This is a genomic window from Pseudomonas sp. OTU5201, from assembly GCF_038440135.1.
Lineage (GTDB): Bacteria > Pseudomonadota > Gammaproteobacteria > Pseudomonadales > Pseudomonadaceae > Metapseudomonas > Metapseudomonas resinovorans.
In genome coordinates this window covers 23,065-42,623 of the sequence record NZ_JASATC010000036.1, presented here as the reverse complement: position 1 = coordinate 42,623, position 19,559 = coordinate 23,065, and the positions used below count along the sequence as shown (strand labels likewise).

The 19,559-nt window shown below is 62.1% G+C and carries 20 protein-coding genes and 1 pseudogene; 14 read left to right on the top strand and 7 right to left on the bottom strand.

The genetic code is table 11. From position 1 onward, the window contains the following. Nucleotides 1-185: 185 nt before the first annotated feature. Both rssB and rssC read left to right on the top strand, forming a co-directional pair. Nucleotides 186-1,370 (top strand): two-component system response regulator RssB, encoded by a 1,185-nt coding sequence (gene rssB / locus AAHM40_RS20595; protein WP_342246305.1) that lies wholly within the window; start codon nt 186-188, stop codon nt 1,368-1,370. Beyond that, entirely contained in the window at nt 1,367-1,849 is a 483-nt protein-coding gene (rssC, locus tag AAHM40_RS20590; protein ID WP_280286332.1) for an anti-sigma factor antagonist RssC, read from the top strand. The genes rssB and rssC overlap by 4 nt, the downstream gene beginning before the upstream one ends. Nucleotides 1,850-1,913: 64 nt before the next feature. Here the strand turns inward: rssC and tal are convergent, their stop codons facing one another. Then, complete coding sequence (tal, locus tag AAHM40_RS20585; RefSeq protein ID WP_342246304.1) at nt 1,914-2,840, bottom strand: transaldolase; 927 nt, start codon at nt 2,838-2,840, stop codon at nt 1,914-1,916. A 284-nt stretch (nt 2,841-3,124) separates the two neighbouring features. On the opposite strand from tal, the gene AAHM40_RS20580 reads away from it, so the two are divergent. Further along, complete coding sequence (locus AAHM40_RS20580) at nt 3,125-3,511, top strand: hypothetical protein (RefSeq protein ID WP_342246303.1); 387 nt, start codon at nt 3,125-3,127, stop codon at nt 3,509-3,511. On the opposite strand, the gene dusA is transcribed toward AAHM40_RS20580, so the two are convergent. Beyond that, complete coding sequence (gene dusA / locus AAHM40_RS20575; RefSeq protein WP_342246302.1) at nt 3,481-4,491, bottom strand: tRNA dihydrouridine(20/20a) synthase DusA; 1,011 nt, start codon at nt 4,489-4,491, stop codon at nt 3,481-3,483. The two genes, AAHM40_RS20580 and dusA, sit on opposite strands and share 31 nt — an antisense overlap. Before the next feature lie 103 nt (nt 4,492-4,594). On the opposite strand from dusA, the pseudogene AAHM40_RS20570 reads away from it, so the two are divergent. The 6 genes and pseudogenes from AAHM40_RS20570 to AAHM40_RS20545 all read left to right on the top strand — a co-directional run. After that, nucleotides 4,595-4,726 (top strand): annotated as a pseudogene (locus AAHM40_RS20570) (site-specific integrase); the annotation flags it as partial. A 214-nt stretch (nt 4,727-4,940) separates the two neighbouring features. Continuing rightward, nucleotides 4,941-5,294, top strand: a complete 354-nt coding sequence (locus tag AAHM40_RS20565; RefSeq protein WP_342246301.1) for a M20/M25/M40 family metallo-hydrolase — start codon at nt 4,941-4,943, stop codon at nt 5,292-5,294. Between the two features lie 492 nt (nt 5,295-5,786). Next, nucleotides 5,787-6,470 (top strand): DJ-1/PfpI family protein, encoded by a 684-nt coding sequence (locus tag AAHM40_RS20560; RefSeq protein WP_342246300.1) that lies wholly within the window; start codon nt 5,787-5,789, stop codon nt 6,468-6,470. Further along, on the top strand, nt 6,430-8,061 hold the full coding sequence (locus AAHM40_RS20555; RefSeq protein ID WP_342246299.1) for a M20 family peptidase: 1,632 nt from the start codon (nt 6,430-6,432) through the stop codon (nt 8,059-8,061). The genes AAHM40_RS20560 and AAHM40_RS20555 overlap by 41 nt, the downstream gene beginning before the upstream one ends. Nucleotides 8,062-8,088: 27 nt before the next feature. Next, nucleotides 8,089-9,036 carry an alpha/beta fold hydrolase gene (locus tag AAHM40_RS20550; protein WP_342246298.1) on the top strand — a complete coding sequence of 316 codons (948 nt, stop codon included), beginning with the start codon at nt 8,089-8,091 and terminating at the stop codon, nt 9,034-9,036. 282 nt (nt 9,037-9,318) lie between these two features. Further along, nucleotides 9,319-10,248: a GlxA family transcriptional regulator gene (locus AAHM40_RS20545; RefSeq protein ID WP_342246297.1), complete on the top strand. Its 930-nt coding sequence runs from the start codon at nt 9,319-9,321 to the stop codon at nt 10,246-10,248. Nucleotides 10,249-10,716: 468 nt separating this feature from the next. Here AAHM40_RS20545 and yghU read toward each other — a convergent pair whose 3' ends face one another. Both yghU and AAHM40_RS20535 read right to left on the bottom strand, forming a co-directional pair. Then, complete coding sequence (gene yghU, locus AAHM40_RS20540; protein ID WP_342246296.1) at nt 10,717-11,556, bottom strand: glutathione-dependent disulfide-bond oxidoreductase; 840 nt, start codon at nt 11,554-11,556, stop codon at nt 10,717-10,719. Nucleotides 11,557-11,894: 338 nt separating this feature from the next. Next, on the bottom strand, nt 11,895-13,253 hold the full coding sequence (locus tag AAHM40_RS20535; RefSeq protein ID WP_342246295.1) for a hypothetical protein: 1,359 nt from the start codon (nt 13,251-13,253) through the stop codon (nt 11,895-11,897). A 280-nt stretch (nt 13,254-13,533) separates the two neighbouring features. Between AAHM40_RS20535 and AAHM40_RS20530 the strand changes: the two genes are divergently transcribed. The 4 genes from AAHM40_RS20530 (at nt 13,534) to AAHM40_RS20515 (ending at nt 17,065) form a co-directional block, all read left to right on the top strand. Further along, nucleotides 13,534-13,731 (top strand): hypothetical protein, encoded by a 198-nt coding sequence (locus AAHM40_RS20530; RefSeq protein WP_342246294.1) that lies wholly within the window; start codon nt 13,534-13,536, stop codon nt 13,729-13,731. A gap of 351 nt (nt 13,732-14,082) precedes the next feature. Beyond that, a complete protein-coding gene (locus AAHM40_RS20525; protein ID WP_342246293.1) occupies nt 14,083-14,331 on the top strand; it encodes a DUF2933 domain-containing protein in 249 nt (82 codons plus the stop codon). A 5-nt stretch (nt 14,332-14,336) separates the two neighbouring features. Then, on the top strand, nt 14,337-16,706 hold the full coding sequence (locus AAHM40_RS20520) for a heavy metal translocating P-type ATPase (RefSeq protein WP_342246292.1): 2,370 nt from the start codon (nt 14,337-14,339) through the stop codon (nt 16,704-16,706). A 158-nt stretch (nt 16,707-16,864) separates the two neighbouring features. Beyond that, a complete protein-coding gene (locus AAHM40_RS20515) occupies nt 16,865-17,065 on the top strand; it encodes a heavy-metal-associated domain-containing protein (protein WP_342246291.1) in 201 nt (66 codons plus the stop codon). Between the two features lie 38 nt (nt 17,066-17,103). Here the strand turns inward: AAHM40_RS20515 and AAHM40_RS20510 are convergent, their stop codons facing one another. Genes AAHM40_RS20510 through bufA2 form a run of 3 tightly spaced genes read right to left on the bottom strand, consistent with a single transcriptional unit; the run spans nt 17,104 to nt 19,022 of the window. Then, nucleotides 17,104-17,883: a DNA-binding domain-containing protein gene (locus AAHM40_RS20510; protein WP_342246290.1), complete on the bottom strand. Its 780-nt coding sequence runs from the start codon at nt 17,881-17,883 to the stop codon at nt 17,104-17,106. Next, nucleotides 17,874-18,716, bottom strand: a complete 843-nt coding sequence (gene bufB / locus AAHM40_RS20505; protein ID WP_342246289.1) for an MNIO family bufferin maturase — start codon at nt 18,714-18,716, stop codon at nt 17,874-17,876. Before bufB ends, AAHM40_RS20510 begins: the two co-directional genes overlap by 10 nt. A 45-nt stretch (nt 18,717-18,761) precedes the next feature. Then, nucleotides 18,762-19,022, bottom strand: a complete 261-nt coding sequence (gene bufA2, locus AAHM40_RS20500) for a BufA2 family periplasmic bufferin-type metallophore (RefSeq protein ID WP_342246288.1) — start codon at nt 19,020-19,022, stop codon at nt 18,762-18,764. 243 nt (nt 19,023-19,265) lie between these two features. On the opposite strand from bufA2, the gene AAHM40_RS20495 reads away from it, so the two are divergent. Then, nucleotides 19,266-19,472, top strand: a complete 207-nt coding sequence (locus tag AAHM40_RS20495) for a co-regulatory protein PtrA N-terminal domain-containing protein (protein ID WP_342246287.1) — start codon at nt 19,266-19,268, stop codon at nt 19,470-19,472. Nucleotides 19,473-19,559 lie beyond the last annotated feature (87 nt).

Sequence of the window (19,559 nt, the reverse complement as noted above, 5' to 3'; positions counted from 1 at the left end):
CTGAGCCCCTTATAACTTCCAGCGATTTCAGGTGTAAAGGCAGAGTCCGACTCGCGGCGCAAGCTTGAATCGCCCTGCGGATGGGAGTACCGTCTGCGCCGTAAAGCGAACCCCCGTACTCGTGCTCGGGCCTTAGGTCGGGTGCTACAACAACCCATCCCTGGCGCCGTTTGCCTGGATACTCCATGCACAATCCCAGTGCCAAGCTGCTGATTATTGATGACGACGAGGTAGTGCGCGCAAGCCTCGCGGCCTATCTGGAAGACAGTGGATTCAGCGTTCGGCAGGCCAGTAACGGCCTGCAAGGGCTGCAGGTTTTCGAGCAGGAGCGCCCGGATCTGGTGATCTGCGACCTGCGCATGCCTCAGGTCGATGGCCTGGAGCTGATCCGTCGCATTTCCGAACTGGAATCAGAAACCCCTGTATTGGTGGTCTCCGGCGCCGGCGTCATGAGCGATGCTGTCGAAGCTCTGCGCCTGGGCGCGGCGGACTACCTGATCAAGCCCCTGGAAGACCTGGCCGTTCTCGAACATTCGGTGCGTCGCGCGCTCGATCGCGCGGCCCTGCGTCTGGAAAACCGCCGCTACCGGGAAAAGCTGGAATCCGCCAACCGGGAGCTGCAAGCCAGCCTGCACCTGCTGCAGGAAGACCAGAACGCCGGGCGCCAGGTGCAGATGAACATGTTGCCGGTGACGCCTTGGGAAGTGGACGGCCTGCGTTTCGCCCACCAGATCATCCCGTCGCTGTACCTCTCAGGGGACTTCGTCGACTACTTCCGTGTGGACGACCGTCGGGTTGCCTTCTACCTGGCGGACGTTTCCGGCCACGGCGCGTCCTCGGCCTTCGTGACCGTTCTGCTCAAATTCATGACAACGCGCCTGCTCTATGAGTCCCGGCGTAATGGCATGTTGCCTGAGTTCAGACCTTCCGAGGTGCTTGGACACATCAACCGCGGCCTGATCAATACCAAGCTGGGCAAGCACGTGACCATGCTCGGTGGCGTGATCGACGAGGAGCGCGGTCAACTGACGTACAGCATTGGTGGGCATTTGCCGCTGCCGGTGCTGTATAGCGAGGGCAAAGCCTCCTACCTGGCCGGCAAGGGGCTACCAGTGGGGCTGTTCGAAGAGGCGAGCTATGATGATCGGGTCATCGATCTGCCGTCGTCCTTCAGCCTGACCTTGCTCTCCGACGGGATCTTGGACCTTTTACCCGGGGATACCCTCAAAGATAAGGAAGCCGCGCTGCCAGAGATGGTCTGTGCGGCAGGTGGCAGTCTGGATGGCTTGCGACAAGTATTTGGACTGGCCAGCTTGGGCGAGATGCCGGATGATATCGCCTTGCTGGTTTTGAGCAGGAACCTTGCATGAGTACCGGTAAAATCCAGTTTGCCGAGCAGGATGGGACGTTCGTCCTGAAGTTTGTCGGGGAAATCCGCCTGACCCTGTGTTCGGCCCTGGATGCGACCATTGAAAAGATCTTCTCGGCGCTGAATTTCTCGGCGATCGTGATCGACCTGACCGAAACCCAGAGCATCGACAGCACCACCCTGGGGCTTCTGGCCAAGCTGTCGATCCTTTCGCGGCAGAAAGTGGGCCTGTTGCCCACGGTAGTGACCACCCATCCCGATATCACGCGGCTGCTGCAGTCGATGGGATTCGACCAGGTGTTCAATATCGTCGGGACGCCAATACCTTGCCCGGAATGCTTGGAAGACCTGCCGCCGCAGGACCAGACTGAGGAAGTGGTCCGCACCAAGGTGCTGGAAGCCCATCGAATTCTCATGGGACTCAATGAGTCCAACCGCGAAGCCTTTCACGACCTGGTCAGCGCACTCGAACGCCACTGATCCGTCGTTACTTCTCCGCAAATGAAAACGCGCGCAGCCCGCAACCGCTGCGCGCGTTCGCGTTTCAGCGGCGGGAGGCGAGCAGGGCTTCCAGCTTTTCCTGGTCGCGAGCAAACAGGCGAATGCCTTCGGCCAGCTTCTCGGTGGCCATGGCATCCTCGTTCAGCTGCCAGCGGAAGGCTATTTCGTCCAGCACGACGCGAGCTTCGGCGTCGCTTCCTGGAGCCAGGCTGCGCTCCAGAGCGCCGTGATCGTCAGCCAGCTTCTGCAGCAGCTCCGGGCTGATGGTCAGTCGGTCACAGCCGGCGAGTGCCTCGATCTGTCCCAGGTTGCGGAAGCTGGCGCCCATCACCACGGTCCGGTAACCATTGGCCTTGTAGTAGCGGTAGATGCGTGAGACAGACTGCACGCCAGGGTCTTCGCTGCCTGCGAAGTCGCGGCCTTCGGCTTTCTTGTACCAGTCGTAAATGCGGCCGACGAAGGGCGAGATCAGGAAGACACCGGCGTCGGCACAGGCCGCCGCCTGGGCAAAGTTGAACAATAGGGTCAGGTTGGTCTGGATGCCTGCGCGCTCCAGCTGTTCGGCGGCGCGAATGCCTTCCCAGGTCGAGGCGATCTTGATCAGTACACGCTCACGACCGATGCCGGCCTCTTCGTAGAGACCCATCAGGCGCTCGGCGCGACGCAGGGTGGCATCGGTGTCGAAGGATAGGCGGGCATCCACCTCGGTGGAAATGCGCCCCGGTATCACCTTGAGAATTTCCTGGCCTACAGCCACGCCGAAACGGTCGCAGGCCAAGCCCAGGTCATCGCCGGCGCCGTCCATGGCGCTGTCGAGCAATTCGGCATAGCGCGGCATGGCGGCAGCTTTCAGCAGCAGGGAAGGGTTGGTGGTGGCGTCGACCGGCTTCAGGCGCGCAATCGCGTCGAGGTCGCCGGTGTCGGCGACGATAGTGGTGTATTGCTTGAGTTGGTCCAGCTTGGAGGTCATGGCGAAACCTTGTCGTGGCGGATGATCCGACCTTACCCGAGCTGCCGGGGCTGCTCAACGGGGGCGTAAGGGCTTTTTACAGGCCATTGGCCTGCCCAACTCAACAGACCGGGAAAAGGGGGGAGCAGGTTCCCCAGGGAAAAATATTTCGCTTTCTTATTGCGGTTTTTCCTCGCTCGTCCGTCTTCTTCTATGAGAGCCCGAGAACGTCGGGAAACAGGCCGGCAGGAGATTCGGCCCGAAGCTTTGCGCCACGCAAGCCAATGATCAACAAGGAGGTCCTGATGCGAGTACATGCGTTGCCCCGAGCCAAGCAGGTCGTCCCGCCGCCCATGGGCCTGAGGGAGGAGCGAAGTCTTCTGAACCTGGATCACCGCCAGGTGCGGCAGATGCTGCAGCAGGCAGGGCTGAAGACCAGCATGCTGCGTCTCAAGGTGCTGGAAATACTCTGCATCGCCTCTCAGGACGGTAGCGACATTCCCAGCCGCGCTCTTCATGAGCGCCTGGTGGAGGCAGGTGAGCCGCTGTCGCTGGTCAGCGTACGTCAGGTACTGGGGCGCATGGTGGATCGCGGCCTGGTGGTCGCCCGGGGTGGCAGTCGTTTTCGCCTGGCACCGGCCTGGGAAGCGTCGATCTCCACTCAGCGGCCGCGCAGCAGCTCCGCCGCCTGATCCAGCAACGCCAGCGGGTCGGCGACCTTGTGCACGTCGACCGACAGCAACTGGCGGAAGCGTCGGGCGCCGGGAAAGCCCTGGGCCAGGCCGAGCATATGGCGGGTGATGTGATGCATTACGCCACCTTCCTCAATATGGCGTTCGATATAGGGGCGCATGGCTTGGAGGGCTTCGGCGCGGCTGATCTGCGGACCGGCACAGCCAAACAGGTCGGCATCCACTTCGGCGAGTAGGTAGGGGTTGTGGTACGCCTCGCGACCCAGCATCACACCGTCGAAAATCTTCAGGTGCTCACGGCATTCGTCGAGGGTCTTGATGCCGCCGTTGAGGATCAGCTCCAGATCCGGGAAGTCCCGTTTCAACTGTGCTGCCACCTCATAGCGCAGCGGTGGAACTTCGCGGTTCTCCTTGGGCGAAAGTCCTTCCAGGATGGCGATGCGCGCATGCACGGTGAAGCTGCGACAGCCGGCTTCACGCACCTGGCCGACGAAGTCGCAGAGTTCCTCGTAGCTGTCCCGGCCATTGATGCCGATGCGGTGTTTAACCGTCACCGGAATCACCACCGCATCGAGCATCGCCTTGACGCAATCGGCGACCAGTGCTGGATGGCCCATCAGGCAGGCGCCGATCATGTTGTTCTGCACCCGGTCGCTGGGGCAGCCGACGTTCAGGTTCACCTCATCGTAGCCCGCCTCCTGCGCCATCTTTGCGCAGGCCGCCAGTTCTGCCGGCACGCTGCCACCCAGCTGCAGCGCCAACGGATGCTCCGCCTCGTCGTGGCGCAGGAAGCGTTCATGGTCGCCACGCAGCAGCGCGCCCGTGGTCACCATTTCGGTGTAGAGCAGGGCATGTTGCGACAGCTGGCGCAGGAAGAAACGACAATGGCGGTCCGTCCAATCCATCATCGGCGCCACGGAGAAGCGGCGGGACAGAGCAGGGCGCGTGGTTGCTGGCGTAGAGGCTGATCTTGGGGGCATCTCGGTACTTCTGGTTTCCTGCCGTTTTCTGCTGTTTCCGCTTGTTTTTGGGGTGTCACTGGTACAATGCACCAACCCAGAAAGCTCATGTACCAAATAACCTATGGCGACTATCAGGAAGCGGAAACGCAAGGACGGGACGTTCGGCTATACGGCGCAGATCCGGATCATGCGCGATGGCCGGCAAGTTTATCAGGAAAGCCAGACCTTCGACCGCCAGCAGGCGGCCAAGGCCCGTTTCTAGGTCAGTTTGAAGGGAACGATGATCCGTGTGCGTCTCGAAGCTTTCTTGGATCTACCGCAAGATGGGCCAGTATTCGCTTGTTCTTGGGTACTGCTGTTACGTGTCTGTTGGTGCTGATGCGATTTTGACCCAGGCTGCCGGAATTCACTGACCCGCCCGAGTACTCAGCAAACGATGGCCTTGCGCGGGATCTCGGAGGCTGCATTTGGGTCAGTCAAAATCAGAAGCCTGGGTCAAAATCGCATCAGCGCTAACATACACGCATGAATTCGTGCCAACCGTTAACTGGGTCGCCAATACCGCCATCGCTGTCGAAGCGGCGCGTACCGTCGTCGGCAGTGCGTCACTGGACGCGGATGTCCAGCCCGTGATGATCTCGGAAGATTTCGGCGCGTTCATCCAGAAGGTGCCAGGGTGCTTCGTCTTCATCGGTAATGGCGCATCAGGGCAAGACGGAGCTGTCCCGCTCCACAACGCCAACTACGATTTCAACGACGCCATCTTAGCCACTGGTGCCCGGTACTTTGCCGAGCTCGCGCGAATAAGTTTGCCGCGCTGAGGTGACTGGATGCCGTTAGGCGAGCATGTGTCGAAACCATGCGGTCGCTGTACATCTGTCCGCCTCTGGACCAGGAGCGAGCCGGTTGCCGCGAAGCAGACAGCGGGAATTGATTAGAGGCCATAGTGGCGTAGCCTCAGCCGAGGCAGAACGCCACGAGCCGAGGACACTGCCGGGACTGTCTTGGGAAAAGCCGAGGCTGTTTATGCTACCCCGCTGTCAGTGCAGTCGTATGCATATACCGGCTCTGTAGAGGGCGTTACCGCGCCGGCCACTTCGTAGTCTGCACAGCGAAGGCCAAGCGTTGCTAGGGCAGACTTGTGCGGGGTTAGTGCGCGACATGCTCGTGGTCGGTGTCGAGGTCCACAACTCTGGCAACGTGCTCGGCACGGTTCGATATTGATGGCAGAAAAAGCTGTAAGTGCGACATTGCAGCCATAGCGCCAGGCGACGATTCTGGTGGCCTGCCCTCACTACGTCGCCAGGTGCACGATGAACACCCCCATCCACATCGGATTCCTCCTCTTTCCCCATGTCACCCAGCTCGACCTGACCGGGCCGGCCCAGGTGCTCAGCCGTGTGCCGGATGCCACAGTGCATCTGGTGTGGAAGACCCGCGATCCGGTGGTCACCGACGTTGGCTTCGAGATCGTGCCGACCACAACCTTCGCCGACTGCCCGCCACTGACCGTGCTGTGTGTGCCCGGCGGCTTCGGCATTGGCGACCAACTCAACGACAGCCATACGCTGGCCTTCTTGCGCCGCCACGGCGAGGACGCGCGCTATGTCACCTCGGTGTGCAACGGTGCGCTGCTGCTTGGCGCCGCCGGGCTGCTGCAGGGCTACCGCTCGGCGTGCCACTGGATGTGGCGCAAGTACCTGCCGCGCTTTGGTGCGGAGCCTGTGGCAAGACGCATCGTCCGCGACCGCAATCGCATCTCCGGCGGCGGGGTGACGGCCGGCATCGACTTCGGTCTCGCCCTGGCCGCCGAACTGGCCGGTGACGACGTGGCCAAGACACTGCAACTGGCCTTCGAGTACGACCCCGAGCCGCCGTTCGACTGCGGCTCACCCGAGAAGGCCGGCCCTGCGCTGGTCGAGCACCTGTGCGCGCTGCAGGCCGAGCGCGTGGCTTATGTCGAAGCGCGCATCGCCGAGGCTGTGGCGCGGCAGTAGCAGCGTGCCGGCGATCGCCGGTGCAGGCTTGTTTATGTGGCTCCCATCGAAGTCAGGCCCAGCCGAAGCATGCCCCGTGAGCCGCAATCAAGCAGTTTCGTGGAGGAGTTCACTGATGTTGAAAAAATCGTTACTAGGGCTACTGGCGGCATTGGTGGCCCTGGCGCTCGCGCTAGTGGCGAACACTTATCTTAAGGAGTCGAAGCAGATTGCGGTGAAGGCAGTGACGCATGCCGAGATCGATGGCCTGGCAGCCGCTGAACGGCTCGCCGCGGCAGTGCGGCTGCGCACCGTTTCGTACGACGGCAAGCCGGACCATGCGGCGGCCGAGTTCCTCAAGCTGCACAAACACCTGCAGGACGCGTTTCCGTTGGTGCACCGCACGCTCAAGCGCGAACTGGTAGGAGGCTACAGCCTGCTCTACACCTGGGAGGGGAGCGACCCACAGGCCAAGCCGTTCATGCTGATGGCGCACCAGGATGTGGTACCCATCGCCGAAGGCACTGAGAAGAACTGGTCTGTCGATCCCTTCGCGGGCACCATCAAGGACGGCTATATCTGGGGCCGAGGTTCCTGGGACGACAAGGGCAATCTGCTGTCAATGTTGGAGGCCATAGAAACCCTGCTGGCCCAGGGCTTCCGGCCGAGGCGAACGATTTACATCGCGGCCGGCCACGACGAAGAAGTCGGCGGCAGTCGCGGCGCGAAAGAGATCGCCGCGCTGTTGGCAGCGCGGTCGGTCCAACTGGACTTCGTCATGGACGAGGGCACGCTGATAACCAAGGGCGTGCTAAAGGGCTTCGACAAGCCGGTTGCGCTGATCGGCGTGGCCGAGAAGGGCATCATGACGCTGTCGCTGTCCACGCATGATGAGCCCGGCCATGCTTCGATGCCTCCGCGCGAGACGGCCATCGGCCTGCTCAGCGCCGCGCTGGCGCGCCTTGAGCAGAACCCCATGCCGGCCGCGATTGGCGGGGTGGCGGCCGAGATGTTCGACACCCTCGCCCCCGAAATGCGCGGAGTCCAGCGCGTGCTGCTGTCCAACCTGTGGTTGTTCGGCCCGCTGGTCAAGCGCGAACTCGAGAAGACCAAGAGTTCGAATGCCTTCACGCGCACCACGTCGGCGCTGACGGTAATTCACGCGGGCAACAAGGTGAACGTAGTGCCCGCGCACGCGGAGGCGCTCGTGAACGTGCGCATGCTGCCTGGCGACACTCAGGACGAGGTGATCGAGCATACGCATGCGGTTATCGATAACCCCTCCGTGCAGGTGAGTCGTCAGGGCATGGTCTCCGAAGCCTCGCCGATCTCCGGCACGCAGTCGGGCTCGTACCGCCTGATGAACGCCACCATTCGCGAGATCTTTCCGGGCACCATCGTTGCGCCAGGCCTGATGGTAGCGGCCACCGACTCGCGCCACATGCTGCCAATCGCCGACCACGTCTACCGCTTCTCGCCGGTGCGCGCGACCGAGGGCGACCTGTCGCGCTTTCACGGCACCAACGAGCGCATCTCGATCGAAAACTACGCCGAGATGATCGCCTTCTATCACCGCCTGATCGCCACGGCCTCGCAATTGGCTACTCAATGAGCGCCGAGTTGCAGGAGACATTCCATCTTGAAGCTTAAATGCGTGGCCGCCCTGGCCGTCACGCTGCTGACCAGCGCCTTGGCAACCTTCTATCTGGCACCGGCACTGTGGAAACCGCCTCTGGTCGAATTAAACCGCGCTGTCGCCGGGCTCTCGGAGCGAGCGGTGAGTTTAGGCACGCATGAGGTGCGCTATCTGGAGGGTGGCCAGGGCGAGGTGGTGGTCTTGCTGCACGGCATCTTCGGTGAGAAGGACCACTGGGTCGACTTTGCGCGGCAACTCACTCACCGTTACCGCGTCATCGTGCCGGATCTTCCCGGATTCGGCGGCAGCAGTCGCTTAGCCGGCGAGTCGTACGGCTATGCCGCACAGCTGCCACGGCTTGAGACGTTATTCGAGCGCCTGGGCCTCGAGCGTGTCCATATTGCCGGCAGCTCGATGGGGGGCACCCTGGCTGCGCTGCTCGCGATGCGCGCACCGCAACGTGTTGCCACCCTTGCATTCATCGGCGCGCCGCACGGCATTCGCACGTCCCGACGCAGTCGGATGGACGCAGCGATCGAGGCCGGTGAGAGCCCATTGATCGCGAGGGACGAGGCGGCGTTCGAGCGCATGCTCGCGCTGCTATTCGAGCAGCGCCCCTTCCTGCCGTATCCGATCCTGCACGCGGCTCGGGCCGATGCGATCGGTGGCGCGACGTCGAACCAAAGACTGTGGAACGAGCAACTGCAGGACCGGTATTTGCTTGACGCGCGTATCGGCGAACTGCGCGTGCCCGTGCTGGTGTTATGGGGCGAGGAAGACCGCCTGTTCGACGCATCGGGCGCGTGGGCGCTGCGCGCGCGGCTGAAGCAGGCGCAGGTGCGGCGACTACCTGGGATCGGACACTTGCCAATGATGGAGGCGCCGACGCTGACAGCGCGGGTCTATGTGGAGTTTCTTGAGCGACTACGTAGCCCTGCTGAGCAGCGCTAAGTGCCGAATCCGCAACGTAAGGAAGTGGCCGGTCATAAGCCCAGCGCCGGCTACAGTTCGTGGTGAAGCAGTGCGGCAATAGCGGCATACCCGCGCTGCAGATGGTGGCGCTTCAAGAAGGTTTAACAGCCGTTAGCTCTTGGGGCTCTCCAGATGTAAGCAGTCATTGCGATTGAAGCCAGTTTCGCTCTTCCTACGGCGGGAGGAGCAGATGGTTTTGACGCGGCTAGCGCCCTGGGCTAATTCTATGGCTGGATATCCAGCCAGACCTCTATTACTGCCATGTCGCGCCGCGTTGCCATGCTCGTGTTTCCAGGCTTCCAGCTGCTCGATGCGGCCGGGCCGATCGCGGCCTTCGAGGCGGCGGGGGGCTACGCCATTCAGGTCGTAGCCCTCGAGCCTGGGCTGGTGCAGAGTTCGGTGCGCGTGGCCTGGCAGGCCGAACAGCTGCCCCAGCTGTCCGACATCGATACGTTGCTGGTAGCCGGCGGAGATGGCGTCGATCAGGCAATGAATGACGAGCGCCTGCTGGATTTCGTGCGCCGCGCGGTGGCCCGGCAGGTACGCGTGGCAAGCGTTTGCTCGGGCAGCCTGCTGCTCGCCGCGGCAGGTGTGCTCGATGGGCGCAGTGCGACGACGCACTGGTCGCGCACCGGGCAGTTCGAGCGCCAGTTCCCGGACGTGCATCTCGACGCCGACCGCATCTTTGTCAAGGAGGAGTCCGTGTGGACCAGTGCCGGAATCAGCGCCGGCATCGACCTCGCGATAGCCATGATTGCCGAGGACCATGGCCACGAGCTAGCACGCAGCGTCGCCCAGGAATTGGTCGTCTACTACCGTCGGCCAGGCGGGCAGTCGCAGTTCTCCGCGTTGCTCACGATGCAGGGCTCGCACGACCGCTTCGACGTGCTGCTCGACTATGTACGCTGCCATCTCGCGCAGCGACATAGCGTCGAAGATCTCGCGGCCATCGCCTGCATGAGCCCGCGTCATTTCGCGCGGGAGTTCCGCGCCAAGACCGGCGTTACCCCGGCCAAGGCCGTTGAGCGCTTGCGCGTCGAGGCCGCTCGCACTGCACTCGAGGACGGCGCCAACTCGGTACAACGCGTGGCCACCGAATGTGGCTTTGGCGACGTCGAGCGCATGCGGCGCAGCTTCATGCGCTTGCTGGGGGTGCCCCCGTCGTCGCTACGACGCTCGGTCAACGCTTAACACTACTACGGCAGCAGGCCCCTCAGTTAGGGGCGATGGGCATGGTGCGGAGGTTGGAGGTTGCCCAAGGAGCCGGTTTGACGGTCTGCCCCTAATAACTGTTTACCTTGAGTCGAAGACCATCATTCTGAATGGCTGCTTCTGGCCGATTCTGTTGAAAAAGGCGGTGTTGGGCGGAACCACCTTTCCATAGCCCAAAAAGTGGCTGATTTGCGCGTTGCTAAGTGAAATCCAAGGCAGTTCTGCCACGGAAATGACTCAGATTTCAGAGTACGCAATGCACTTTTGTGGGCAGAAGTCTCGAACGGAGTTTTTCAACAGAATCGGCCGATTACGGCCAGTTGATACTGGCAGAAGCGGGGCAGAAGGCTGATGGCTGAAGTGGTGGCCATACGCCTTGATTGAGATCGGCTTTGGCCAGCAGCAACCGTGTTACCACCAATCTAGAGATCACGGAACGCAGCCGAGCTAATCCAGGTCGGACGACCGGTGGCGCTCGGGAAGCTGATCAGCCTCGTCACCCCAGACACGATTTACCCGCCGGCCACGTTTCACTGCTGGTCTTTGGGCTATTTCCTCCGCCCAGCGCAGCACGTGGGTGTATTCATGGGCGGAAAGGAATTCAGCCGCCGAGTACAGATGCCCGCGCACCAGTGCGCCATACCAGGGCCATACGGCGATGTCAGCGATCGTGTAGGTGTCGCCTGCCAGATATCGATGGTCGCTGAGCCGGCGGTTCAACACATCCAGCTGCCGCTTGGTCTCCATCGCGAAACGATCGATCGGGTACTGGAGCTTTTCGGGGGCGTACGCGTAGAAATGGCCAAAGCCACCGCCCAGGTAGGGCGCCGCGCCCATTTGCCAGAACAGCCAGTTCAAGGTCTCGGTGCGGCCCGCCGGATCGGTTGGGAGAAACCGGCCAAACTTTTCCGCCAGGTACAGCAGGATCGAGCCTGACTCGAACACACGGATAGGTGTTGCCGAACTGCGGTCCACCAGCGCCGGAATCTTCGAGTTGGGGTTGATCTCGACAAAGCCGCTGGAGAACTGATCGCCTTCGGTGATCTGAATCAGCCAGGCGTCGTACTCGGCGTCGCGGTGCCCCAGTGCCAGCAGCTCTTCCAGCAGAATCGTGACTTTCACGCCATTGGGTGTGGCGAGAGAGTAGAGCTGCAGCGGATGCTTGCCTACTGGCAGCTCCTTTTCGTGGGTCGGCCCGGCGACCGGCCGGTTGATATTGGCGAACTCACCACCAGATGGAGCGAGGTGCTGCCACACTTTGGGTGGAACATACCGTGCCTTGGTCATGGAATCAGTCTCATGGTTGGCTCAGCCGAAGGGCTTTCGAAACCGGCTGCAGTAAGGTCCGTTCGCCCCCGGCACATAATGGCGCGTTTTGGGGCGATTCACCGACGCAAGGACAGAAACTTCTGCTCGCGCCGCCCCGGCGAAAAATGGGGATGACAAGGGGTAGAGCCCCTTTGTGTAGAAGGATGGGGGTCCAGGGGGAGCGTCCCCCTGGTCTTTATTAATCGCAGTTGAACTAATCAACAGCTCGCGGAGGCCTGGGCACGGCCTGTGCGGCAAGCACCACTGGAGCGAGTAGCGCCACATCAGTGGCGCTGCGCGCTGGGCCATGGTGCCTCCTATGCCTGCGGTTCGTGGCTGGTGAGGATCGCCGGCAGCCAGCTCGTCCCTTCGACCAAGCGACCCGACTCGCTGGCGAGGTCGCCTTTCTTCAGGGTGGACAGGCGAGCCACCTCGGCCGGGGCGACTACCTGCATGGCCTCCAGGGAGAGGCCCTTCGGCACCAGCGAGAAGTAACTGTCAGCGGTGGGCTGCCACCAGTTCCGCATGTCGAGGCCCAGTGTGCTGGCCAGCACATCAGCGGCGCTGTCGCCCTTGGTGCCCTTGTCGCTCACCACGTCGACGTCGGTACCGGCGCACATGGCAAACAGTGCGGCTAAGTCTTCCAGGGACAGTTCCAGCAGCGCCGCGAACAGCTCCTTTGGATCGGAAGGCAGGCGCTCACGCCAGTGCGTGATCAGCTCCTCCATCGCCTGCAGGGCCATGCCCCCTTTGAGATCGTCGGCCAACTCGGTCAGTCCGCCGCGCGAGGTCAGACTGACACCAGTCGGCAGCTTGAAATTGAAGTAATACTCGCCGTGCAGCACCCGCATTGCCATCCCGTGCACCGCCGTGGCCAGCGCCACTTGAGGATTCCGAGCCAGCTCGACCTGCAGGGCGGCTGTCTTGTGAGCCGTCAGCTGGCGGCCCATTCGGTCGGACAGTCGCGCAGTCTTCTCGGGCTCCTGTTCGCCACCATCGCCAAGCCCTTCTCCGGCGTCCTGCTCGTTCTCTTCCTGGACTGCATCCTCCGGCTTCACCAGACCGCGATGAACCGCGCGGTGGATATAGATGACACAGCCAGCACGGGCCACGTCCTCGGCGGCATAGGCGCGGGTAGAGCTGCGCTCCAGGGCATCAAGCGCTTCACGTGCCTCATCGGCGAGTGCATCGCACTCTTCAACCTTGTCCCAATCATCCGCATTCGAGGCGTCCGCGATTTCACCCTCCAGGCGCTCGATGTTGCCTTCCCGACGGGCCTTCTCGACCAGAAACTCTGGGGTCGGATCCACCGGCTTCGAATGCACACGCGAGAAGGCGTGTAGTGACACATCGCGCGGCACGATATCGACCCACTTCCAGCCCTCAGCGCGCAGCGCCTCCGCTTGCGGCTCCAGCTTCTCGCAGGCCAGCTTTTCGAGCAGGACTGAGTCGATGAAATAGGCATCGTCCACTGAGCTGAATAGGTCACGGCGAACGGCGCCGCCGGCGCGCTCGTAATCCTCGATGCCGACGAACTTCGCCACGGCGTCATAGCGCACCTGGATGTCATTCCGAGTCAGCGCATTGCGCAGCTCTCGAGGGCTGCGGCAGTAGTTCGGCACCTCATAAAACGCGGCCTCCTGCACGGCGTGGTCGTCGGCCATAGTCAAGGCCATCAGTTGCTCAGCGCCGGCATGGTGCGGAGACTCAAGGAATGGAAGCCCGCAGAGGCGAGCCTCACAGTCTTCATCGTGAGCTCGATGCATCGCTGACAGTGAGGCCCGTAGGAATGACCCCAGATCTAGACACCCTTTGTGAGAATGGCAGCACTCGATAGGCGCGCTGTTCCTAGGGAAAAAAGTTTCCCTACAATCCTACCTATGGCCACCGTACACAGCTGACCACACGGATGATTTGCAGCGTGAGTGGGATGGGCAAAACCGGAGGAACTGACCCATGACCAGCGAAGCCAAGATCAGTAGCATGGAACCCATTGCCGGCAGGCATGCCTTGCTGGTGGTGTTCGCCAACGGTAAGCGCTACCGCGTTGACCTGCGCGAGCACATCCGCAGCTTCCCAGTCCTCAAGCCGCTGGTAGATCTGGCGTTGTTCAGCACCGCTCAGGTCGATGTATGGGGTTTCGATGTGACCTAGGGCAATGACCTGGAACTGGCGTCTACCACCCTACACCGGCTGGCATTGGTGCAGGCCGGTGAGGGGATGCCCGTTCAGGCGTTCTAGCCATCACCGCGATGAAGCCGCAACCAGCTCTGGAACGTTCACCGGACTCTTCGCATGTGAGGCCCTTCGTGGCCAACACCCCCTCTTCACTTCCGGGCTTTTCTTGATTGCTCCTTTGGTCTGGCGACGCCGTGTCGGCCTCGTCCTTTATTCCCAGCAGAGAGATTCAAGGCGATCGCGGGCTGGATGCTGTCGTGCGTGTCGATGCTGCCTGGCTTGAGCCGCCTATGCTTATCCCAACACCGTCTGATTGAGGTCACTGTCATGGACCACTCCCATCACCCCGGCGCCACTGAGCCACCTTTCTGGAGAACCCGGCTCGGTACTGTGCTGATCATGCTGGCAGTCATCGGCACCTTTTATGTGGTGCGTGAGCATTACGGCCATCTTTCGCAGGCCCTGCCATATCTGATTCTGCTGCTGTGCCCGCTGATGCATCTGTTTGGCCACAATCACGGTGGCCACTCCCACTCCGGCAGCTCTGCCGTTTCCAAGGACGACGATAGGACATAGCCCGCATGCCCAGTCCTTCCTGCCATCACGATCAGGATCATGTCCATCACTCGCACGGGAACTCGGACAGTCAGCACGATCCGGTGTGTGGCATGGAGGTCAAGCCTGATAGCCCTTACCAGCTGATTTTCGAGGGGAAGGGGTATCGCTTCTGCAGTGCAAAGTGCCTGGGGAAATTCCAGACCAGCCCCCATCAATACATTAGCCACCAGGCGCACGCCGGGCATCACCAGCCTGCCGCTGCGCCGCATCCATCGGTCCCAGCAAGTCAGGGTGCCGAGTACACCTGCCCGATGCACCCGCAGATCCGCCAGCCCACTCCAGGGACCTGCCCGATCTGTGGCATGGCCTTGGAGCCGGTTATCCCGGAGCTGGACGAGGAAGAGAATCCTGAGCTTAAGGACTTCGCGCGGCGCTTCTGGTGGACGCTGCCGCTGACCGTGATCGTGACCGTGCTGGCAATGGCCGGCCATTCCTTGCAACTGCTACACGGCACGACCCAGAACTGGGTCGAGCTGGTGCTGGCAACACCGGTGACGCTCTGGGGCGGCAGGGTGTTCTTCAGGCGTGGCATCGACTCCATCCGTTTGCGCAGCCCTAACATGTGGACGCTGATCGGGTTGGGGACTGCCGCGGCCTACCTGTACAGCGTGGCCGCCACCCTGGTGCCGCAGTGGTTCCCGTCGGCCTTCGTTCAGGATGGTCGCATCGGTGTCTATTTCGAGGCTGCCGCGGTGATCATCTCGCTCACGCTGCTGGGGCAGATGCTTGAACTCAAGGCTCGCTCGCAGACGTCTGCCGCCATCAAATCGTTGCTGGGGCTGGCTCCGAAGACGGCGCGGCGAATTGCTCCGGATGGTCAGGAAGAAGATATTCCGCTTACTCATGTCCATCAGGGCGACCACCTGCGTGTGCGGCCTGGCGAGAAGGTTCCCGTGGATGGCAGGGTTCTGGAGGGTGAGAGCGCGGTCGACGAGTCGATGCTCACTGGCGAGCCGGTGCCCGTCACCAAGCGGGTAGGCGATGCATTGATCGGCGCCACGATGAACACTCATGGCAGCCTGGTCATGGAGGCACAGAAGGTTGGCGCCGAAACCATGCTGTCGCAGATCGTGCAGATGGTGGCCAAGGCCCAGCGCTCCAAGGCACCCATGCAGCGCATGGCTGACGCCGTGGCGGGCTATTTCGTGGTCGGGGTGATCCTGATCGCGATTCTGACTTTTTTCGGCTGGGGGCTGTTCGGGCCTGAGTCGGGTTGGGTATTCGGCCTGATCAATGCGGTGGCGGTGCTGATCATCGCCTGCCCCTGCGCCCTCGGGCTGGCGACGCCAATGTCGGTAATGGTCGCGACCGGCAAGGCCGCCGGCAGTGGCGTGTTGTTCCGCGATGCCAGCGCCATCGAGAACCTGTGCAAGATCGATACGCTCATCGTCGACAAGACCGGGACCCTGACCGAAGGGCGTCCCGTGTTTCACAGTGCGCAAGGGCTCGGCACCTACATCGCCAACGAGGTATTGCGCCTGGCCGCCAGCCTCGACCAGGGCAGCGAGCATCCACTGGCTCATGCCATCGTTGATCATGCCCGCAGCGCGGGGCTCGCCCTGGCCAAGCCGGAGACCTTCGAGTCGGGTTCCGGGATCGGGGTCAGGGGGATGGTCGAAGGCCATCTATTGCAGCTGGGTAACACGGCCTTGATGGATGAGGCAGGCGTCGACATTGCTCCGTTACGCGATCTTGCCGAGCAGCTTCGACTGGAAGGCATCAGCATCATCTATCTGGCGGTCGACGGTCGCTTGGCGGGGCTTCTGGCCGTTTCCGACCCGATCAAGCCAACCTCCCAGCAGGCGGTTTCCAGGCTGCAAGATGTGGACGTGAAAGTCATCATGGCCACTGGTGACGGCCTGACCACGGCCAAGGCCGTTGCCAGGCAGCTGGGGATCGGGGAGGTGCATGGCGAAGTAAAACCGCAGGACAAGGAGAAGCTGGTCGCCGACCTGCAGGGCCATGGCCGGCGTGTCGCCATGGCCGGTGACGGGATCAACGATGCCCCGGCCTTGGCCCGGGCGGACGTGGGTATTGCCATGGGCACGGGCACTGACGTGGCCATGAACAGCGCTCAGGTGACGCTGGTCAAGGGCGACCTGATGGGCATCCTGCGTGCACGGACCCTGTCGGTGGCCACGGTGAAGAACATGCGTCAGAACCTGGCCTTCGCCTTCCTCTACAACGCCATGGGCATCCCCTTGGCGGCTGGGTTGCTGTACCCGCTGACGGGGCACTTGCTGTCACCGCTGATTGCCGCCTTGGCGATGAGCATCAGCTCAGCGTCGGTGGTCTTCAATGCGCTGCGCTTGCGCCAGACACGGATCGATTAGCCACACCCACTATTGGCTGGAACCCCGCTGGGTTCGCTTGGCTGAGCCTTCCGGCGCTGATCGACCTGATTCATTCACCGGGGGCTTGACCTTGCCAAGGTGGCAAGGTCGATGCTGAAGGTACGGCAACGGGTGCCGGTCCTGAGATGAGGTGAAATATGATCGTTTTGAAGGTGACGGGAATGGGTTGTGGCAGCTGCGTGAGCAAGATCACGAAGGCGATTCAGTCCCTGGATGAGCGTGCGCGAGTCGAGGTTGACCGAGCCTCCGGCACGGTTTCGATCGACTCCGATGAAAGCGCGGCGAGCTTAAGCGATCTGGTGCAGACGCTGGGTTATGGGGCTGAGATTGGCGCCTAGGGTGCCGATCGTGGAGGGCCGTTGCTCAGCAATGGCCCTCATGTTCGAGTCAGTAGTCCCTCACTCACCCACTGTCGCAACCAGACTGCTGCCTGCATCGGCGCCTGCTCGGCATAACGCGCGAACAGCGACTCGCAGAGTCCGGCAAAGGACTCGCCTGCGGCAAACGAGCGCAGTGCCGTCGCTTCATCGGGTTCCAGGCTGCGGTAGCGGCATAGCAGATCATGACGCCAAACTAGGCAGCTGCATTCGTCAGGCAGACGGGTGAGCGGCGGGAGAGGCTCTCCTTCCTTGGTGGCCTTCCATAGCTCCAGCGTGTTGTACTGCAGCTGCAGCCAGTTGGCCGAGGGGACCAGCGCCGCCGTTAGGTCGATCCAGTCTTTGGCCGAGAAGCTGCTCATGCTTGCGGCCGAGAGCGGGTCGGCATCGCGGGCATCGAACGCCAGGGTAAAGGCCCACTCCAGCGTGGCGAGCTCGCGCAGCGGCGACAGTTGCGGCTCCGAGACATAGCCGGCGATGAACTCGGGGAGCTTCTCGCCCAGCCAGCGCAGGCTGAAGTGCCGCGGAGGCCAGGCGCTGAGGTAGGCCAGCGCCAGTTGTTCGAATGACTCCACGCCCAGCCATTGCTGCAGCGCAGGGAAGTCCTCGCGCAACACCGCCAGCAGGCGCGTGCGGTAGGCATTGTGGTAGATCCGCAGGCCGTCGGCGGCGCCCAGCGCGGCGCTGCCTTGCAGCTGCTCCAGCAGCTCGGACGGGGGGTGATTCGATTCGCCTGTCAGGTAGGCTTGCAGGGCGTCCTGCAGTGCAATCAGGTGCATGGTTCGGCCCTTCTCAGCGCCTCATCAGCAAGTCTGCGCGCCTGCTCCAGTTCCGCCAGCAGCTCGTCGAGGGGCGGGAAATGATCGTCCCGCTCAATCAGGGTTGCGGTCGCGCCGAGCTGGCCCAGGGTCTTGCCGTACAGATCCCAGACCGGGTCGGCGATGGGCGCGTCATGGGTGTCGATGAGGTATTGCCCATAGTCGCTGTGGCCCGCCAGGTGAATCTGGCGGATACGCTCATGTGGCAGCTCCATGATGAACTGCCAGGGATCGAAGCCCTGATTGCGCGAGCTGACATAGACGTTGTTTACATCGAGCAGCAGCTCGCAGCCGGTCATCTGACTCAGTTGGGCGAGGAACTGCGATTCGCTCATGCAGGAGGTTTTCCACTGCAGGTAGGCAGAGACGTTCTCCAGTACCAGGGGGCGCTCCACGACGTCCTGCACCACGCGCACCCGGGCGGCGACATGCTGCAGGCTTTCCTCGGTGAACGGCAGGGGCAGCAGGTCGTGCAGTTGATGGGCATTGCCCCGGCTCCAGCACAGGTGATCGGACACCCAGTGCGGCTGCAACCGATCGGCCAGCTTGCGCAGCTGGTGCAGGTAGTCGAGGTCGAGGGTATGAGGGCCGCCAATCGACAGAGAGACCCCATGCATGACCAGGGGATAGTGCTCTTTGATCGCGTCGAGAAAGTAGAGGGCCTTGCCGCCTTCCACCATATAGTTCTCGGAAATGATCTCGAACCAGTCGACATTGGGACGCTGTTCCAGGATCTGTTGGTAATACTCGCTGCGTAGGCCAAGACCGAAGCCCAGCGTGTTGCGCATGCTCATTCACGGCTCCAGCAAGGGGAGTGACTGGCACTCCCCGGGGCGGCTTCACTCGCTGGTCTTGCCACCGGCTTCGTCACACTTGGCCTGGGTCATCAGTTGGAAGCCCTGGCCTTTGCATTCGCCCTGGCCCTTGCAGGAGTTCTTGGCGGTCATGCAGTCGTTCTGCCCCTTACAGGCGTTGACGCCGAAGCACTTCACTTCTGCCTCCTTGGCATCTTGCGCCGCCTGTGCCGGCAGGGTGGTGAAGAGGCTGGCGGCAACCAGCGCGAGGGCCGCGCCGGTGGTGGCGTTTGATTTTGTCGACATGGTGGTTCTCTCTCTTGGTGGTGTCGGATCGAGCATGTCGCTCCACAAAGCCCGCAAGGCGGCGGAAGGACACGGATTAGACACTACCGAGCAGGGGCGGGGCTCGACAAGAAAGAAATGCCTGGCTGACAGAACTGTAATGTTCGACTCAGGTTTCTGACAGGGCGCTCTAGCTAAGGTGATGCCAAGCCCGATGCTCGGCCTCCGCTCAAGAGGCTTATCCACCCCTACGAGGAACCCAGGATGAAATCTTTCAAAGCACTGTTCGCTGTTACCGTTATCAGCTTTTCCGGCCTGGCCATGGTCGAAGGTGGGGCGGATCGTACTTTCGCTCGCATTGAGCAGCCCCGGCAGTCATCCGTGGAGGCCTATCAGGTCGCCCAGCAGCAGAAGGGCGACGCCCCGGCCGCGGGCGATCAGGGCAAGCAGCTCAAACATGTTAACTGCTGAGCCAAGCTGACAGAAATGTAATCCCTCTGAATGTGAGTGTGTGGCAGTTTCATGCTGCTCGCTGCTGCATTGCCTGGTGCGCTTTGC

Coding starts and splice junctions, on each gene's coding strand:
- rssB (WP_342246305.1), top strand. CDS start 186: ATGCACAATCCCAGTGCCAAGCTGCTGATTATTGATGACGACGAGGTA.
- rssC (WP_280286332.1), top strand. CDS start 1,367: ATGAGTACCGGTAAAATCCAGTTTGCCGAGCAGGATGGGACGTTCGTC.
- tal (WP_342246304.1), bottom strand. CDS start 2,840: ATGACCTCCAAGCTGGACCAACTCAAGCAATACACCACTATCGTCGCC.
- AAHM40_RS20580 (WP_342246303.1), top strand. CDS start 3,125: ATGCGAGTACATGCGTTGCCCCGAGCCAAGCAGGTCGTCCCGCCGCCC.
- dusA (WP_342246302.1), bottom strand. CDS start 4,491: ATGCCCCCAAGATCAGCCTCTACGCCAGCAACCACGCGCCCTGCTCTG.
- AAHM40_RS20560 (WP_342246300.1), top strand. CDS start 5,787: ATGAACACCCCCATCCACATCGGATTCCTCCTCTTTCCCCATGTCACC.
- AAHM40_RS20555 (WP_342246299.1), top strand. CDS start 6,430: ATGTCGAAGCGCGCATCGCCGAGGCTGTGGCGCGGCAGTAGCAGCGTG.
- AAHM40_RS20545 (WP_342246297.1), top strand. CDS start 9,319: ATGTCGCGCCGCGTTGCCATGCTCGTGTTTCCAGGCTTCCAGCTGCTC.
- yghU (WP_342246296.1), bottom strand. CDS start 11,556: ATGACCAAGGCACGGTATGTTCCACCCAAAGTGTGGCAGCACCTCGCT.
- AAHM40_RS20535 (WP_342246295.1), bottom strand. CDS start 13,253: ATGGCCTTGACTATGGCCGACGACCACGCCGTGCAGGAGGCCGCGTTT.
- AAHM40_RS20530 (WP_342246294.1), top strand. CDS start 13,534: ATGACCAGCGAAGCCAAGATCAGTAGCATGGAACCCATTGCCGGCAGG.
- AAHM40_RS20525 (WP_342246293.1), top strand. CDS start 14,083: ATGGACCACTCCCATCACCCCGGCGCCACTGAGCCACCTTTCTGGAGA.
- AAHM40_RS20520 (WP_342246292.1), top strand. CDS start 14,337: ATGCCCAGTCCTTCCTGCCATCACGATCAGGATCATGTCCATCACTCG.
- AAHM40_RS20515 (WP_342246291.1), top strand. CDS start 16,865: ATGATCGTTTTGAAGGTGACGGGAATGGGTTGTGGCAGCTGCGTGAGC.
- AAHM40_RS20510 (WP_342246290.1), bottom strand. CDS start 17,883: ATGCACCTGATTGCACTGCAGGACGCCCTGCAAGCCTACCTGACAGGC.
- bufB (WP_342246289.1), bottom strand. CDS start 18,716: ATGAGCATGCGCAACACGCTGGGCTTCGGTCTTGGCCTACGCAGCGAG.
- bufA2 (WP_342246288.1), bottom strand. CDS start 19,022: ATGTCGACAAAATCAAACGCCACCACCGGCGCGGCCCTCGCGCTGGTT.
- AAHM40_RS20495 (WP_342246287.1), top strand. CDS start 19,266: ATGAAATCTTTCAAAGCACTGTTCGCTGTTACCGTTATCAGCTTTTCC.